The sequence below is a fragment of the Herbidospora sp. RD11066 genome, from assembly GCF_054661255.1.
In genome coordinates, this window is the sequence record NZ_BAAGDO010000352.1 from 1 (window position 1) to 238 (window position 238).

At 45.0% G+C, this 238-nt stretch carries 1 protein-coding gene; it reads right to left on the bottom strand.

All coding sequences use genetic code 11. The features are described 5' to 3' along the window. The coding region (locus tag ACYQ78_RS40090) for a hypothetical protein (protein WP_459806234.1) at positions 1 to 238 on the bottom strand (238 nt) is incomplete at both ends.

Below are 238 nucleotides of genomic sequence, written 5' to 3' on the forward strand. Positions count from 1 at the left end.
CTGCTCTAGTGTCAATGTCTGCAGCTTGTATAGTGTTAAACAGAAGCTCTGCCACACCAACTCCTTCAATGTTGATGAGGTGGGGCTGGAATAGAGCTTCAGGAGCCTCAAATCTCTCGCCACTCACTTTCACGATTCGTCCATCTGGAAGTTTGTACTCTTGGAGAAGAACAGTTGTTTCCAAGGCCAGCTTTTGTTCTTGTTCAATGTTGTACCCAACATAACACAGCTTCTCTTT